18 protein-coding genes, 1 tRNA gene and 1 pseudogene are annotated in these 13,406 nt (G+C 72.3%); 8 read left to right on the top strand and 12 right to left on the bottom strand.

Translation table 11 applies throughout. The features are described 5' to 3' along the window. Positions 1–139: 139 nt before the first annotated feature. Complete coding sequence (locus HCN56_RS01660; RefSeq protein ID WP_167967605.1) at positions 140–343, bottom strand: hypothetical protein; 204 nt, start codon at positions 341–343, stop codon at positions 140–142. Between the two features lie 397 nt (positions 344–740). Here HCN56_RS01660 and HCN56_RS01655 point away from each other — a divergent pair, with 397 nt between their 5' ends. Next, positions 741–959 carry a helix-turn-helix domain-containing protein gene (locus HCN56_RS01655; protein ID WP_312870994.1) on the top strand — a complete coding sequence of 73 codons (219 nt, stop codon included), beginning with the start codon at positions 741–743 and terminating at the stop codon, positions 957–959. Next, positions 956–2,042, top strand: a pseudogene (locus tag HCN56_RS26045) (site-specific integrase). Before HCN56_RS01655 ends, HCN56_RS26045 begins: the two are co-directional and overlap by 4 nt. 77 nt (positions 2,043–2,119) lie before the next feature. Here HCN56_RS26045 and HCN56_RS01645 read toward each other — a convergent pair. After that, positions 2,120–2,193 (bottom strand) — tRNA-Pro (locus HCN56_RS01645). Positions 2,194–2,509: 316 nt separating this feature from the next. Between HCN56_RS01645 and HCN56_RS26040 the strand changes: the two genes are divergently transcribed. Then, positions 2,510–2,746: a helix-turn-helix domain-containing protein gene (locus tag HCN56_RS26040; RefSeq protein WP_167967604.1), complete on the top strand. Its 237-nt coding sequence runs from the start codon at positions 2,510–2,512 to the stop codon at positions 2,744–2,746. Positions 2,747–2,967: 221 nt separating this feature from the next. Here HCN56_RS26040 and HCN56_RS01635 read toward each other — a convergent pair whose 3' ends face one another. Next, positions 2,968–3,153: a hypothetical protein gene (locus HCN56_RS01635; RefSeq protein ID WP_167967603.1), complete on the bottom strand. Its 186-nt coding sequence runs from the start codon at positions 3,151–3,153 to the stop codon at positions 2,968–2,970. 124 nt (positions 3,154–3,277) lie between these two features. On the opposite strand from HCN56_RS01635, the gene HCN56_RS01630 reads away from it, so the two are divergent. The 4 genes from HCN56_RS01630 to HCN56_RS01615 all read left to right on the top strand — a co-directional run bounded on the left by HCN56_RS01630 (position 3,278) and on the right by HCN56_RS01615 (position 5,284). Further along, a complete protein-coding gene (locus HCN56_RS01630; protein ID WP_167967602.1) occupies positions 3,278–3,814 on the top strand; it encodes a helix-turn-helix domain-containing protein in 537 nt (178 codons plus the stop codon). A gap of 150 nt (positions 3,815–3,964) precedes the next feature. Continuing rightward, entirely contained in the window at positions 3,965–4,603 is a 639-nt protein-coding gene (locus HCN56_RS01625; protein WP_167967601.1) for a hypothetical protein, read from the top strand. Next, on the top strand, positions 4,600–4,992 hold the full coding sequence (locus HCN56_RS01620; protein ID WP_167967600.1) for a hypothetical protein: 393 nt from the start codon (positions 4,600–4,602) through the stop codon (positions 4,990–4,992). Before HCN56_RS01625 ends, HCN56_RS01620 begins: the two co-directional genes overlap by 4 nt. 13 nt (positions 4,993–5,005) lie before the next feature. Then, positions 5,006–5,284: a hypothetical protein gene (locus tag HCN56_RS01615; protein ID WP_167967599.1), complete on the top strand. Its 279-nt coding sequence runs from the start codon at positions 5,006–5,008 to the stop codon at positions 5,282–5,284. Positions 5,285–5,365: 81 nt separating this feature from the next. Here HCN56_RS01615 and HCN56_RS01610 read toward each other — a convergent pair whose 3' ends face one another. Together HCN56_RS01610 and HCN56_RS01605 are read right to left on the bottom strand one after the other, a co-directional pair. After that, positions 5,366–5,533, bottom strand: a complete 168-nt coding sequence (locus tag HCN56_RS01610) for a hypothetical protein (RefSeq protein WP_167967598.1) — start codon at positions 5,531–5,533, stop codon at positions 5,366–5,368. 38 nt (positions 5,534–5,571) lie between these two features. Further along, positions 5,572–6,663 carry a tyrosine-type recombinase/integrase gene (locus tag HCN56_RS01605; RefSeq protein WP_245245800.1) on the bottom strand — a complete coding sequence of 364 codons (1,092 nt, stop codon included), beginning with the start codon at positions 6,661–6,663 and terminating at the stop codon, positions 5,572–5,574. A 112-nt stretch (positions 6,664–6,775) separates the two neighbouring features. On the opposite strand from HCN56_RS01605, the gene HCN56_RS01600 reads away from it, so the two are divergent. Then, entirely contained in the window at positions 6,776–6,955 is a 180-nt protein-coding gene (locus tag HCN56_RS01600; RefSeq protein ID WP_167967597.1) for a hypothetical protein, read from the top strand. Between the two features lie 123 nt (positions 6,956–7,078). Here HCN56_RS01600 and HCN56_RS01595 read toward each other — a convergent pair whose 3' ends face one another. The 7 genes from HCN56_RS01595 to HCN56_RS01565 form a co-directional block, all read right to left on the bottom strand. Continuing rightward, a complete protein-coding gene (locus HCN56_RS01595; RefSeq protein WP_167967596.1) occupies positions 7,079–7,465 on the bottom strand; it encodes a hypothetical protein in 387 nt (128 codons plus the stop codon). After that, positions 7,458–7,910 carry a hypothetical protein gene (locus HCN56_RS01590; RefSeq protein ID WP_167967595.1) on the bottom strand — a complete coding sequence of 151 codons (453 nt, stop codon included), beginning with the start codon at positions 7,908–7,910 and terminating at the stop codon, positions 7,458–7,460. Before HCN56_RS01590 ends, HCN56_RS01595 begins: the two co-directional genes overlap by 8 nt. Further along, positions 7,907–8,185, bottom strand: coding sequence for a holin (locus tag HCN56_RS01585; protein WP_167967594.1), 279 nt, complete (start codon positions 8,183–8,185; stop codon positions 7,907–7,909). The genes HCN56_RS01590 and HCN56_RS01585 overlap by 4 nt, the downstream gene beginning before the upstream one ends. A 9-nt stretch (positions 8,186–8,194) precedes the next feature. After that, on the bottom strand, positions 8,195–9,166 hold the full coding sequence (locus HCN56_RS25705; RefSeq protein ID WP_209312223.1) for an N-acetylmuramoyl-L-alanine amidase: 972 nt from the start codon (positions 9,164–9,166) through the stop codon (positions 8,195–8,197). Beyond that, positions 9,157–9,435, bottom strand: coding sequence for a hypothetical protein (locus HCN56_RS01575; RefSeq protein ID WP_167967593.1), 279 nt, complete (start codon positions 9,433–9,435; stop codon positions 9,157–9,159). Before HCN56_RS01575 ends, HCN56_RS25705 begins: the two co-directional genes overlap by 10 nt. 69 nt (positions 9,436–9,504) lie before the next feature. Further along, complete coding sequence (locus tag HCN56_RS01570) at positions 9,505–9,924, bottom strand: hypothetical protein (RefSeq protein WP_167967592.1); 420 nt, start codon at positions 9,922–9,924, stop codon at positions 9,505–9,507. 9 nt (positions 9,925–9,933) lie between these two features. Next, positions 9,934–13,404 (bottom strand): hypothetical protein, encoded by a 3,471-nt coding sequence (locus HCN56_RS01565; protein WP_167967591.1) that lies wholly within the window; start codon positions 13,402–13,404, stop codon positions 9,934–9,936. Between the last annotated feature and the right edge of the window lie 2 nt (positions 13,405–13,406).

Below are 13,406 nucleotides of genomic sequence, written 5' to 3'. Positions count from 1 at the left end.
GTCGAGCATGGCAGCATAGGGGACCAACGTGAAGCCTCTGGTTCATCGGACGATCTTGTGGTGAGAACCGTCCTACCAGGGGCTTCACGTCTGCCCACACCCGGGCCACCACTGTCCACCCCAGCCCGCAGGGACCAGATCAACTCGATTCGCGAAGATCAGCTCGCTGAGAAAACCTCAGTGTGTCGTCCTGGTCGAATACCAGGAAGGTGCGGTCCGGCACTTCCATGCCCATGTTCTTCTTCATCGCGCCTCGATCGTTCTCACCGAAGACGAGCGCCCGGGTCAGTGTGTCGTCGCAGCCGCTGCCGGGCCTGCCTACGGCTACCAGCGCCGCCACCATGAACCGTTGTCGGGCGCGCGGTCCCACGGGCGGTGACGCCCGATGCCCGGCCGACGGTGGTAGTGGGGGCGCCATGTGTTCAGGTGCCGCGGGAGCGTGAACTTCCCCCCGATGGGGTGGTAGTGAACTCCGAACTTCCGCTCTCCATCGTAGTGGAGGTCGCATCCGAATCCCCCGGTGTTCGGGAAGCGGCCGCAGCTCACCCTGGTCTTGCTGACCTGCTTCACCCCGCGTCACCACCGCCCGAAACCGGGCTCCCACCAGCACAAACAGGGGTGACGCAGAACCCGAACCCTGCGTCGCCACGTCACCCCAGCTCAGGGCCCATCGGGTGACGCGAATGACGCGGTGACGCAGAACTCCCCAGCTCGGACGCATTCAGCCCCAGGGAGAGGCCGTGAGCAGCTTGGCCAACGGCCCCGACATGGCGCCGCCCGCTCTGTACCGCGTCCCGGAGGCGTGCGCGCTGCTGCGACTCAGCCGCAGCGTCATCTACGAGCAGATCCGCACCGGTCGACTCCGAACCGTCCGGCAGGGCACCGCACGACGGGCGCCCGCATCCGCAATCACCGAGTACGTCGCGCTGCTTGAGCGTGAGGCAGGAGAACAGAAGTGACGAAGCGTCGAAGCCGCGGGGACGGCGGGCTTCACTGGGATGAACGCCGACAGCGCTGGATCGCCACCGCGAGTCTCGGATACGACGGCGCCGGCAAGCGCATCACGAGGCGAGCCAGCGGCAAGACTAAGACCGAGGAGAAGGCGAAGCTCAAGGAGATCCTTCGCGACCACGACGACGGCCTCACCATCGCCCCGGGCGACTACACGGTGCGGGAGGTCGTGGAGGACTGGCTCGCGCATGGTCTACCCGGCACGATCGACAAGGCCACTGTCGACAACTACTCGTCGCTGTGCGGGAAGCACGTCATCCCGCTGCTAGGCCACATGAAGATGCGTGACCTTCGGGCGGAACACGTCGACCACTGGCTGACCGACCGCTCAAAAGCGCTGTCTGGTGCCCAGTGGGAAGCGCCCCGGTCGGCCGTCCAAGTCCCTCACTCTGCGGCAGGCGGAGGCCGTACTCGACGCTGCGGAACGCTTCCCACTCAGTGCCTACGTCACGGTCTCCCTCCTCGTCGGCGCCCGCACCGAGGAACTGCGGGCTCTCACGTGGGACCACGTCGACCTGAAGGGGAACCCGAACTGAGACCCTGCCGTGCCGCCGTACATCGCCGTGTGGCGGTCGGTCCGCGCATCGGGCGACACCAAGACGCGCACGTCGCGGCGCACCCTCGCTCTGCCGGCGCGCTGTGTACGAGTGCTCGCGGCCCACCGGGACAGTCAGGCAGCGCTACGGAGCGCTGCCGGAGAACGGTGGCACGAGAAGGGTCTGGTGTTCGCGTCCGCCGTGGGTACCGAGCTGGACGCGGCCAATGTGCGGCGCGCGTTCCGTCGCGTCCTCGCGGAGGTCCCCGGGGTCGTGCCGGGAGAGTGGACTCCGCGCGAGACTCGGCACAGCTTCGTCTCGCTGCTCTCCGACAGCGGCCTCTCGCTCGAAGAGATCTCCCGGCTGGTCGGGCACTCCGGCACCTCGGTCACCGAGGCTGTGTACCGGAAACAGATCCGGCCGGTGATCCAGACGGGAGCGGTCGCCATGGACCGCATCTTCTCGGACCGCGCGGAGCCGCCGGACGACCGCTAGTCACGCAGTTAGTCGCGCACATGCGACAGGGCCGGTCTTCCATCATGGAAGACCGGCCCTGAACTGCTGCTATGCAGTCGGGACGACAGGATTTGAACCTGCGACCCCTTGACCCCCAGTCAAGTGCGCTACCAAGCTGCGCCACGTCCCGTGCTCGTCCCGACCTGCATGCTTTCGAGTGATCGTAGCAGGTCAGCGGCCTCTCGCGAGGGTCCGTTCGATCAACGATACGTCTACTCTACGCATCCTCTACGTGTGTCCTACGGGGCAAGTACGGGTACGTCTTGACCCAGGAGCTGACCCAGCAAGTCGAACGCCCCCTCCTGGTGGGAGGGGGCGTCGCGCCGGGGCCACGAGGGGGCCACCTCCAGAACCCGGCGTCCAGTGACGATCCCCCGCATCTCATGATCCAAAACTGTGGCCAGATGGCTACTGACAATTGATCTTGGTCCGCCGAGCGTGGCGGGGTGCCCGCTGACCAGCCATCCGCCCGCGTCCTCGCCTACCGCGTGGCCGTCGGCGTCCGCGTCCGCGAGGCACGCGAATGGGCGAACCTGACCCAGGAGGGCCTGGCCCACGCGGCCGGGCTGTCTCGCGACACGATCGTCCGCGTGGAGCTGGGGACGCGGACCGCGCGGCTCGACTGGCTGGTGCAGATCGCGGACGCGCTCGACGTCCCGCCGGCTTCCCTCCTCCCCGACTGACCCGTTCAACATCCCGCCGCCCTCCCCGCGCCCCTACGCCGGGGTGGTGCCCCTACCGGTGGCCGTCGACCGGCCGTCGGGCGTGCCGCGGCGGGCAGGGTGTCGGCATGCCGGATCCGCGCGATGCCCTGTGTCCCCGCTGTGGCGCGCCGCGGGTGTGGGGTGGGACGACGTGGGTGCCGCATGTCGCGGCGCGGTGCGTGCGGGTGCTGGCGGCGCGGTCAGGGGCGGTCCGCCGGTAGCGGCTCGGGCCGCGGCGGGCACGGCCGATGGCAGGCGACGAGCTGCTCGACGTACCCGTCGGCGGTGACCAGTACGCCAGCGGGGAGTAGCGGGCCGGTGGTGGTGCCGCACCAGCGGCAGGCCGCGCCGGTGAGCTGGGCGAGGGTGAGGGTGGTCGCGTCCACGGGGTGACGGTAGTGGCCGGCGGGGCCGTTCCGGGGGGTCGAATGTGCGTCCGATCCGCTCCATGACTTGACTCTGTCCCACGATGGGACATAGTCTCGGGCCATCGCCACCGAGGAGGACGAGATGACCGCCACCACCCGCACTACCGCAGAGGCCGCCGAGTGGGCCCGCGTGTCGCCCTCCACCGTCGCCGCCTGGTGCCGGGCCGGGGTCGTCGCCGCGACCAAGGTCGGCGGCCGGTGGGTCATCGAGTACTCCTCCCTCCTTCGCCGCATCGTCATCGGTGACCGGGCCCGCTTCCGCCGTGAGGCGAAGGTCCGCGGCCACCGCCACTGGAACTCGGACCACCCCTACTGCCAGGAGTTCGACCAGGCGGTCGCCGACGGCGCCCCCGTCGCGGAGGTCGCGAAGTACGCGGAGCACGACACCCTCAACCGCGGCCAGGAGCACTCCCTCGCTCGCCTCGCGAGCGAGTGGCGGGCCCATCTCGGGCTCGCGACCGACCGGCAGATCGACTACATCCTCAAGATCCTCGCGTGGCGGGAGCGCCACGGCGAAAGCGACGGCTTCATGCACGGCCCGACCGACCGCGCCGGCATCGCGCGGCTGACGAAGCAGGCCGCCAGCACCTACATCACCTCCCTCACCGGCTCGTACTGAGCCACCGACCGACAGGAGAACCCCGTGACCACATTCCGTATCCGCCACGCGAAGGGGCGGCGAGTGCACGAAGTGGACGCCGACAGCCTTACACCCCGCGCCCGGGCGTTTGCCGAGGCAGTCGTTGAGAGCCCCTTCAGGGGCTTGGTGGTGTGGCGCACCGGAGACCCGAGTCTCCCCGCTTTCGAGCGGAGGGCGGACCTCGCGACGAGCACGCGCCGCCTGGAGACCAGGCCCCCCGGGATCATCGGGGAGCACCACAAGGCGCCCGAGCTGGGCTGGTGGCTGGAGGACCGCGCCCGCTCCATGGGCCCCGGCTGGTACCCCTACGCCGCCGCCGGTGACCGGCTCGGGGGCGAGGGCGCAGCGCCGGTTCCCTCCTGGGAGGCCGGCATGGCCGACGAGGTGTACACCCAGCAGCAGGTCCTGGAGCTTCTGCGGGGCGCGGGGGTGTCCCTGCACCCGCACGAGCTGTCCGCCGCGATCGCCGCCCGCTTGCTGCCCGGCCCGATGCGGACCGCCCACGGCCACAAGCACTGGGACCCGAAGCGGGTCGAAGACGCCGTCGACGTGGAGCCTCGCGTCATCACCCTCCGCGATCTCGCGGAGGAGCGCGGAGAGTCCTACGAGACGGTCCGCAAGGCCGTCCGCCGCCTGGAGATCCCGGCCAGCCGCCGGCAGCCGGGCCGGGGCGGCATGGACCTCTACCCCTACATCCGCACCGTCGTCGCCCTCCGGCTCCGGCCGGGCATCGGCACCCGCACCGACCTCAAGGAGACCCCGAAGTGAAGCGGCAGACCCTGAAGGAAGAGCTCGCCGAAGGCTTCTTCATCGAGCTGACCGAGTGCACCGACGAGCGGGGCGCCGCCTACTGGGAGGTGCGCACCTGGCAGGAGTACCGCGGGTACACCGAGGACGGCGACCCGTGGCTCGGCGAGACGAAGGAGTACCGGCTGGAGGACGACGCGGATGCGGAGGTAGCCCGCGTGCGGGGGGTCGTCGGTGGCCCGCCCGTGCGGCGGGAGATCCCCGGTGACGCGGCGCCGGGCCCCGACTGCGACTGGTGCTACCGCCGCACCGGCCGCGTCGAGCGCTTCGACTCCAGCGGCGTCCGCGGCCTGCTCTGCATGCGGTGCCACAAGGACAACCCGACCGCTCACGACCTCAGCTTCGGCTGACGAGGAGGACACCATGCCGTACATCACCTGGGGCACCGTCGGTGGCGCGACCGAGAACCCCCGCCACTACGTCGAGCAGGCCATAGGCGAGCACGCCGGCAGTTTCGACGTCGCCGCCCTGACCGCGGCCTTCCGCGGTGAGCTACAGGACGCCCTGCCGGCAGGCTGGCTGCTGGAGGCTGACGACATCTACTGTCCGCGCGGCGCGGAGGACCCGGAGGCCACGGCCCGCGAGGCGCTGGAGTCGGTGGACTTCACCGCACTCCTCGCCGCCACGGACCTCGCCGCCTGACCGACCGCGCGAAGCGGCCCCCACCCGGGCGGTGGGGGCCGCTGTCGTTCCGCCTCGCTGAACCCTCGATAACATGCCTTATCAGTGGCCGCCGTCGCAGTGGCAGAACGAGTTGCCGCAGGGGTAGCACCACGGCTTCCCCTGGCAGCGCCGGCAGGTGCCGCCGCAGTCGACAGGGGCAGTGTGCCGCTCCACCGCCCGGGGGTCGGTCGCCTTGTACTCGCCGCCGCACGTCTCGCAGGTGGTCATGCGAGCAGTCTCCCACCAGCTCCGGTCTTCTCGGGCACTCAGGCCAGCCCGGCCGACGCGTTGTCTTCCCACTCGTCGGCCCGGCGCATGTATCCCATCATGCTCTTCGAGTTCGGCACCCACCCGCCCTGCGCTGCGATGACGAGGGCGTCCTTGCCCTTGGCGCGGCTGGCGGTGGCGAGGCCGGACCGCAGGGAGTGTCCGGTCCACCGGAGCGGGATGCCGGCCCGCTCGGCGGCGCGGGCGATCACCGCGGTGACGGCGTCCGCCGACATGGCCCCGCCGACATGGCCCCAGCGGTCGATGCCATGGAAGGCCGGGTCGCGCGAGTCGGTGAACCGCGGGTCGGTCTCTTCGAGCGCGGCCCGCCAGGCGAGGTAGGCGCGGACCGGGCACGCCGTCGGGTCCGTGGCGTAGGGGACGGCGACCTCTCGGACCGACAGTTCGGTCTTGCCGACGACGACGGAGACGCGGAGCCCACGCTCGTGCGCGACGACGTCGGCGGCGAGGAGCCCGGCGGGCTCGGACGCGCGGGCGGCGACGTGGAAGCTCAGCAGTACGAGCGCTCGGTCGCGGAGGCCGGCGAGGGAGTCGGGGCACGCGACGGCTACCTGACGGATGCCGTCGAGGTGCGCGGCCGGCGCCTGGCCGCGGCCCCGCCGCTCGCCGTCCCGCTTCAGCTCGGTCGCGAGCTTCTTCAGCTGCACGCGGGCCTCGGCTGCGTCGTCCTTGCTGACGTCGACCCCGGCCTTGCGGAGGCGGACGACGACGCCGGCGAGGTGGGTGCCCGCGGAGTTCGGCGCGTAGCCGGTGGCGCCGCGGCCCTCCCGGAGCATCCACAGCACGAAGGCGACGAGCGCGCCGCGGCTGCCCTCCATCTCGGGGAAGCGCTGCTCGTCGCAGAAGCGCTGCCACACGCGCCAGCTCTTGTCGTAGGTGTCGACGGTGTTCTGTGGCACGAGCTGTTCGGCGACAGCGTCGGCGAGCTCTTCGGCGGAGACGAGGCGGTCGGCCGCCTCGACGCCGTGACGCTCCGCCCACTGCCGGTGCAGGTGGGTGATCCGATTGTCGGGCAGGTGGCCGGACGGTACGAGCTGTCCTGTCATGGTGTGCTCCTGATGATCCGTCATACACCCAATTGTCGCACGGGATATGGGGGGCTTATCCGAGGCGAGGTGCGGTGTCGGGCGGGGTGGCTACGCTGGACGTGGCCGCGACCGGCGGCCGGCGAAGGGGGCAGCGATGGACATGGACAAGGCGAAGCTCTACGTCGGCACGGGCCCGCTCGCCCGAGGCACGTACCTCAGCCTCGAAGACGACAGGGAGTCGATCCTCCTCGCCAAGCTCCGCTCTCCCGAGGCGGGCGTGCTCCTTGCGCAGTGGATGGAGCGCCGCGCGCAGGCAGAGTTGGTGCAGCGATGAGCGACATGACCGACCTGGAGAACCGCCCCCGCGCTTAGGATCGTTCCTGACGAAGTTGATCATGCGCCGGGAGCCCCGGGCATGACGAAAGGGCCCCGCCAGACGGCGGGGCCCTCGCTTCGTTCAGTCGAGTCCGTCCCACGGGGACCAGTCCAGGCCCTCGGGTGGCGGCGGCGGCACCCCGCCCGCCCGCTGTATCTCCTCCCGGAGGTCCCGCACGTAGGACATCAGCATCCGCTGGGACCGCGTGTGTCGCTCCTCCTGCTCCCGGCGCTGCCGCTCCTGCTCCCGCTGCTGCTCTTCGAGCCCGGCGACCTTGGCCTCCAGCTCGGCGACGCGCGCTTCGCGGCGCTCCCGGTCCTCAGCCATCCAGGTCTTGATGCTCTCGAACGTCGCGACCCGCTGCGTCTCCCGCGCCGACCGCTTGTGCAGCCAGGCGACGAGCCCGGTCCCGAGCGCCGTGATCGTCGCGACGATCGCCGCCCCCCACGCCGTGTCCCCACTATCCACCGCGGCCCCCACTCTCCAGGGGCGGGAGCTCGATCTTCTCCAGGTCCGGACGCCACGTCGCGACGATCGCGACCTTCAGCGCGGCGCCCGCCCACACCACCGCACCCGTCCACGCCTGCGGCCACTGCCCATCCACCCACGCCCAGCCGAACGCCAGCGCCCACAGCGCCGGCGGTGCGAACGCAGCGGCGAACCCCCAGGTCCGCCGGGCCGGACAGCGGGACCAGGCCGCGAGGATCGCCAGCACCCCGCCGGCGACCCACACCCACCCCCACGTCTGCAGCGGGGCCGCCGCCCGGAGGACGACCGCTGCGCGTGCGGTTCCCTCCCGCGGGTCCAGCACGGTGCCGATCCCGTACAGCAGCCACGTCACGCCGGTGAGGAGGAGGTACGCGCCGCGGCGACCGAGCCGGCGCCGGACGGCCGCCACGACGCCGGCGGTCACCCGGCCGCGTCCCGATCCCGCGCCGCCCGCAGCGACCGCGGCGACGGGAGCGCGGACTCGGTCACCCCGGGCCCGTGCTGCCCGAGCGGGGCCGACCCCACCGCGGTGAGAACCGCGAGAAGGCCGGCCGACGCCATCAGCGCCAGACCCCCGCCCCAGTCGACGTCCAGGACGCCGGTCGTGTCCAGCCCCAGCACGGCCACCCCGGTCTGCGCGGCGGTGCGGGCCGCTCGCTCCATCGTTCCGCGCCAGAACGCGGTGTTCAGCATGGTCATGAGCGCTCCTCAGTTCGTGGTGGTGAAGCCGTACTTCTTCGCGAGCGCGTTCAGCGACGCTCTCCCGGGGATGCCGTCGGCGTCCCGCCCGCGGTAGCCGAGGCGCCGCTGCCAGGCGGCATAGGCCGACACGGTCGCCGTGCCGAAGTGCCCGTCGACCAGGGAGCGCGTCAGGAGCCCCTCCTTCGCGAGGGCGTCTTCGACGACGCGGGTGGGGCTGTACGACACCGGCGTCCCGCGTTTCGGCGGGTCGACGCGCGCCGCCTGGACGAGCCGGGCCAGCGACACCACCGGCCTCGCCGGGGGCGTCGGCTTCGGGGCGGGCGGCTTGGGCGCTGGCGCCCCGGCCTTCGGGATGGTCAGCACGTCGTCGGGGAAGATGCGGTCCTCCCGGACCTTCGGGTTCGCTGCCCGGAGCGCGTCCAGGTCGACGCCGTGCTGCTGGGAGATCGACCACATGGTCTGGTCCGGCTCCACTGTGTGGGTGGCCGCGCCGCCGCCGGGCCGGGGCATGCCCGCCCGCACCCACGCGTACAGCTCCCCACCCGGGCACTCGGTGGCGATCCCGTCGCGGTGACCCCGCATGTCGAGGGCGCGGCCGGTTCGGCGGCACGCCTCGTCGTACAGGTCCCGCACCGCGGTGAGCGCCTCCGGGGTCGCCGACGGCCCGCCCTTCCCGACCGCGACGAGCACGCCGATGCCGCTGACGTTGTGCCCGGGGCAGTGGGCGCCCTGCCGATTCCACCCCCGGCCCTCCCACACGCGGCCGTCCTGGTCGACGACGAAGTTGTAGCCCACCCCGGCCCAGCCCTGACCGCGGTGCATCCGATCGACCGCGCGCACCAGGCCCGGTCCGCGGTCGATCGACGGCGGGCTGCCGTACCAGTGGACGAAGAAGTCCCGCCGCGAGGACAGCGGCACGACCGCCGGACTCCCCGCCCACGCGGGCGCCTGCCAGCCCGCCCGAGATATCAGGTCCATCGGACCTCCTCGTACTCGTTGTTGAACTCCTCGACGCCGATGGCCATCAGCTCGCCGTCGGGCTTGCGGATCAGGTAGTCGCCGATCGCGACCAGCACGGAGCCGTCCAGCGTGCGGACGCGCACCCCGGGTCGGAGGCCCCGCACGCCGGGGATCGTGACGTGCGCCTTCTCCGCGCGGCCGTGCTCGCCGATGAACGCCGCGACGGTGTCGACGTCGTCTGCGCGGACGGCATCCACCTCGATCGGGCGTCTGCGGTACGCGGCCATGGCCACCTCCAGACATGACGAGGCCCCGGGGAGCACGCCCCGGGGCCGGTGGTGGATGGGATGGGCGGGTCAGGGGTTGGTGATGCGCACGCCCGCCAGGGAGAGCCGCGTGGACGCGGTGGTCGTCGCGGCGGCCGGGAGGCCCGTGGCGAAGGTCCCGCTGGTCAGCAAGCGGATCCAGAAGCTGTAGTAGCCGGTCGTATTCCACCCGACACTGAGCCGCTGCTCGCGGGACACGCGGTGAGCGGTCGAGAAGGTGAAGATGGTGACGATGCTGTTCGTCGCGACCGAGGGCAGCTCGATCTCACCCTCGAACTCCCAGACGCCGTCTCCTCCGGGAGCCACGCGTTTCTGCATCCGCGGGGGGTTGGCGCTGTGCGGAGCGCCGACGCCGGACCAGTTGCCCAGCTCGCTCAGCGGCGTCCAGGGCATCACGACCCCGTTGAGTCGGTCTGCGGTGACGGCCATGCCGGGGCGCCACAGGGTCATCGTGCCCTCCTAGAGTGCGGTGATCATCGGACGGGCGAGACGCACTTGCGCCCCGGCAGGGTGGACGAGTCGGACGCCGCCCACGCCGCGGGTGACAGTGACGGGCTGCGGGCCGGTGGACGCTGGCGCGATGACGTAGAGCCGGACGTGCACGTCGTAGGGACCCTGCTGCACCGTGATGGCCTCGGCTCCGCCGACGGCTTGCCGCGTCCACGCGGTCAGGCGGGACGTGTGCGGCACCGCGCCGGTGTCCGCGATCCGCGTCCACGGCGGCCCGCCGGCCGGGTCGGGCATGACGCCGTCAGGGTCCTCGTCCCAGCCCGTCAGCAGGATCAGGGTGGCCCCGATCGGGGTGCTGGCTGCGGTGGTCAGCGTCACCGGGCCGATGCTGGACACGCCGTAGAGGTAGTCGATCAGTACCTGTGGCCAGGCGCCGACCACGATGGTGAGCGCGCTGTACCGGTCGGCCGGTGCGAACGTCGCCGTGCGGGCGGGCGCCGCCGCGGGCGCGAGTTCCACCGCGTCCAGCATCGACGAGAAGCTGCCGGAGCTCATCCCCGCGGTGACCATCCCCACCGGGGGCGTGTAGGTGCCCGCGTAGCCGTAGGTGCACCACGCGCTGATCCGATACCCGCCGGACGGCGTCGTGACCGGCGGTGCGACGTGCGCCGTGACCGCGGTGGTCTCGGCCCGCGCCGCGGTCGTGATGGGCAGCGGCGTGACCAGCGGTGCTCCGATATGGTGCGCCGTCACCAGCTCCCCGCCGACGAGGAGATCGAGCGGCACGTCCGCGGGATCGGACTCGGGCCCGCCGGTGACGACCCAGCGAGGGCCGGCCGTGGCGGTGACGAGCAGGGTCTCCTCCTCCCGCCCGACCGCGGCCGCGAGGATCGACCCGTCGGTGTCGACGTGGTGCGGCGCGTCCCGGCCCTCGCCCTCCTCCGGGGTGACGACGCCGACGAGGTACGACCCCGCCGGTGAGCACGTCGCCGTCACTGAGTGGCTGTGCGGGGTGATCCGCTCCGTCAGGTGCTCCAGCAGGAGGTCCGCGTCCCCCGGGTGCTGCGGTGGGAGGCCGGTGACCACCGCCCGGGTGCCCGCAGCAGCAGACAGCCAGTCGTCCGTCCGCTGCGGCGCCACCACGAGATCGGTGGTCACCGCCGGGTAGCGGAGCCCCGGCCAGGAGCCGAGCGCGAGACGCCAGTGCGCCTGGTCGGCGAGGTCGGCGTCGTCCGCGAGGTTGACCTCCGCCTGCCCCGGCCGGCGCCCGGCAGCGGCGATCGACGCCGCGTCCTCCGCTGTCTCGCTGGAGCCCTCGGGGCGGGAGACGGTGACCGCGTTCCGCAGCCGCGTGTCCTCCAGCACCGGAGTGAAGGGGTGGGCGATCTCCGAGGAGATCCGCCCGCCTTCGACCGCTCGCGCATCCAGCGGGAGCCGCACCGTCGGCGAGTAGAGGAGGTGGCGAGCGCGGTACTCCAGGCCCGGCACAGTCCGCCGCTCCGAGAGCACCCCGCCGTCCGCCGCAGCGCAGTCCTGCACCAGGTCCAGCACGGTGGCCACGCGCTGCGGACCCATCCGCGGGGACAGGTCCGGCACGCCAGCAGCCGTGATCGCGGCCCCCGTCTCCCGGGCGATCCGCCGGATCCGGTTGAGGGCGCGCTCGCCCGAGTAGCCGTTGTCGGCCCCGACGTAGGCGGTCGACGCCGGATCCGGGAGGACGGACAGGTGCCCGATCTGCATCCCGGCCAGCTCGGGCCCCGGCGTCGCCGTGATGCGGGTGACCGCGCCGGCCGTGGCCGTCCCGGTCCAGCTCGGCATGAACCCCCCGCCGCCGACGCTGACCCAGTGCAGGTAGATGGTGGTGGACGGCCCGATCTGCACCGCCCGGAGGATCATCCGCCCCCAGCCCCCGGGCCCGTCCAGCAGCCCGGGAGCGGCCGTGTTGGTGAGGATCTCGGCCGGGGCACCCTCGTCCGGGGCCCGCCAGCCACGCAGCTGGATCGAGACGGACGTGAGGTACACCGCGAGGCGCGACCAGGTGCCGGTCGTGTGCGCGACCACGACCTCCTGCAAGGCCGTCGTGCTCGGCATCGTCGACCCGAAGTTGTAGAGGAACTCGATCCGCCACTGCCCCGGGGTCAGCCGCCGGGGCGTGGCCGCCCACGAGGCGCCCTGATCCAGGGTCACCACGCTGGCGGCTCCCGGCGGTGGGGTGCCCTGCGAGGGACGGACCGCCCCACGCCACGTCATCGACCTGACCCCATCCACCGCGCTGGCGCCCTGCGTGGCCTGCGGCCCGTCCTCCAGCGGCCAGTACCCGGCGGGCTGATCAGCCGGGATGCGGCGCCGGAGCGTCGACTGGAGCGGGGGCTGTCCGGCGCCGAGGCGCCGCAGCACCCCGGCGATGGTCAGCGTGACCGTTGACTCGCCCTCGTAGCCGGCGTCCGGATCGGAGAGATCGCCGTGCGGCCATTCCGGGGCGATCTCGGCGATCTCCCCGGCGAGGCGCCGCTGCCAGTCGACGATTTCCGCGCCGTTCCCGGCGAGCCAGCTGCGGCCGACCGAGTCGACCCAGCTCGTCGGGTAGCCGAGCGGACGCGCCGTGAAGTCGGCGTCCGCCACCAGCTCGCCGTCGATCCCAGCGCGGACCTGGGCCCGGTACCAGCGGCCCGCCCCGCGAGCGAAGCCCAGCTGCGCGATGTCCCCCAGGTCCAGCGGCGTCCCGACGGCGGGGTGGATCTGCGTGCTCCCCGGCAGAGCCACCGGCGCACCAAGGCGCCGCCACGGGCCGGAGATTGAGCGGGCGGTGTAGAAGCTGATGGCGTGCCCGCCGCTGCCGTCTGCCACATCCAGTGTCGCGCGCAGGGCGCACCGCTCCCCGGAGCCGTAGGGGATCGCGTCCGTGCTCGCCACCTCGGTGAAGGTGGAGGCCGTGCCGTCGCGCGACCACGCAAGGCGCAGGCAGCCGATCTCGTCGACCAGGAGGCGCCACGACCTGCCGGTCTCCGTAAGGTAGTACCTGCCGATCAGCTCTTGGCTGGTCGCGTCGTGCGGCAGGTACGTCTCCGGCGCGGGCGTCGCCCACTGCGCCGGCACCCGGTCCAGCGCCACCTCCACGCGCACGTCCAGGTCGCCGGTGATCCGCAGCTCGGGCACGTCGTCCACCCGGGCGCGCGCGCCGACCCGGTTGGGCACGAGGAGATGCCGCTCCCCGGCCCGCACCCACAGTCGCGCGGGGGTGCCCAGGCGGACGTGCGGGTAGTACGGCGAACCGGCATGGTCGGGGGTGAGTGCCCCGTCACGGTTGTCCAGGGTGATGGTCGCGCTCGCGGGGGTCGGGTCGGTATCGCCCTCCGGACGTCCGACCGCGACGGACACCTCCTGGGCGCCGACCCGGGGCGTCACATCGGTCCACGTCCAGGTGGACGGCTCCGAGTCGGGGTTGGCCCCCAGCGCCAGCTCCAGCCGAATGTCGGGCACGT

This window comes from Streptomyces lonarensis, from assembly GCF_012033735.1.
GTDB lineage: Bacteria > Actinomycetota > Actinomycetes > Streptomycetales > Streptomycetaceae > Streptomyces > Streptomyces lonarensis.
This window is presented reverse-complemented; position numbering and strand designations above follow the sequence as displayed.

Coding starts and splice junctions, on each gene's coding strand:
- HCN56_RS01575 (WP_167967593.1), bottom strand. CDS start 9,435: ATGGCCGCGTACCGCAGACGCCCGATCGAGGTGGATGCCGTCCGCGCA.
- HCN56_RS01570 (WP_167967592.1), bottom strand. CDS start 9,924: ATGACCCTGTGGCGCCCCGGCATGGCCGTCACCGCAGACCGACTCAAC.
- HCN56_RS01600 (WP_167967597.1), top strand. CDS start 6,776: ATGGACATGGACAAGGCGAAGCTCTACGTCGGCACGGGCCCGCTCGCC.
- HCN56_RS01585 (WP_167967594.1), bottom strand. CDS start 8,185: ATGACCATGCTGAACACCGCGTTCTGGCGCGGAACGATGGAGCGAGCG.
- HCN56_RS01660 (WP_167967605.1), bottom strand. CDS start 343: ATGGTGGCGGCGCTGGTAGCCGTAGGCAGGCCCGGCAGCGGCTGCGAC.
- HCN56_RS01610 (WP_167967598.1), bottom strand. CDS start 5,533: ATGACCACCTGCGAGACGTGCGGCGGCGAGTACAAGGCGACCGACCCC.
- HCN56_RS01630 (WP_167967602.1), top strand. CDS start 3,278: ATGACCGCCACCACCCGCACTACCGCAGAGGCCGCCGAGTGGGCCCGC.
- HCN56_RS01615 (WP_167967599.1), top strand. CDS start 5,006: ATGCCGTACATCACCTGGGGCACCGTCGGTGGCGCGACCGAGAACCCC.
- HCN56_RS01605 (WP_245245800.1), bottom strand. CDS start 6,663: ATGACGGATCATCAGGAGCACACCATGACAGGACAGCTCGTACCGTCC.
- HCN56_RS25705 (WP_209312223.1), bottom strand. CDS start 9,166: ATGGACCTGATATCTCGGGCGGGCTGGCAGGCGCCCGCGTGGGCGGGG.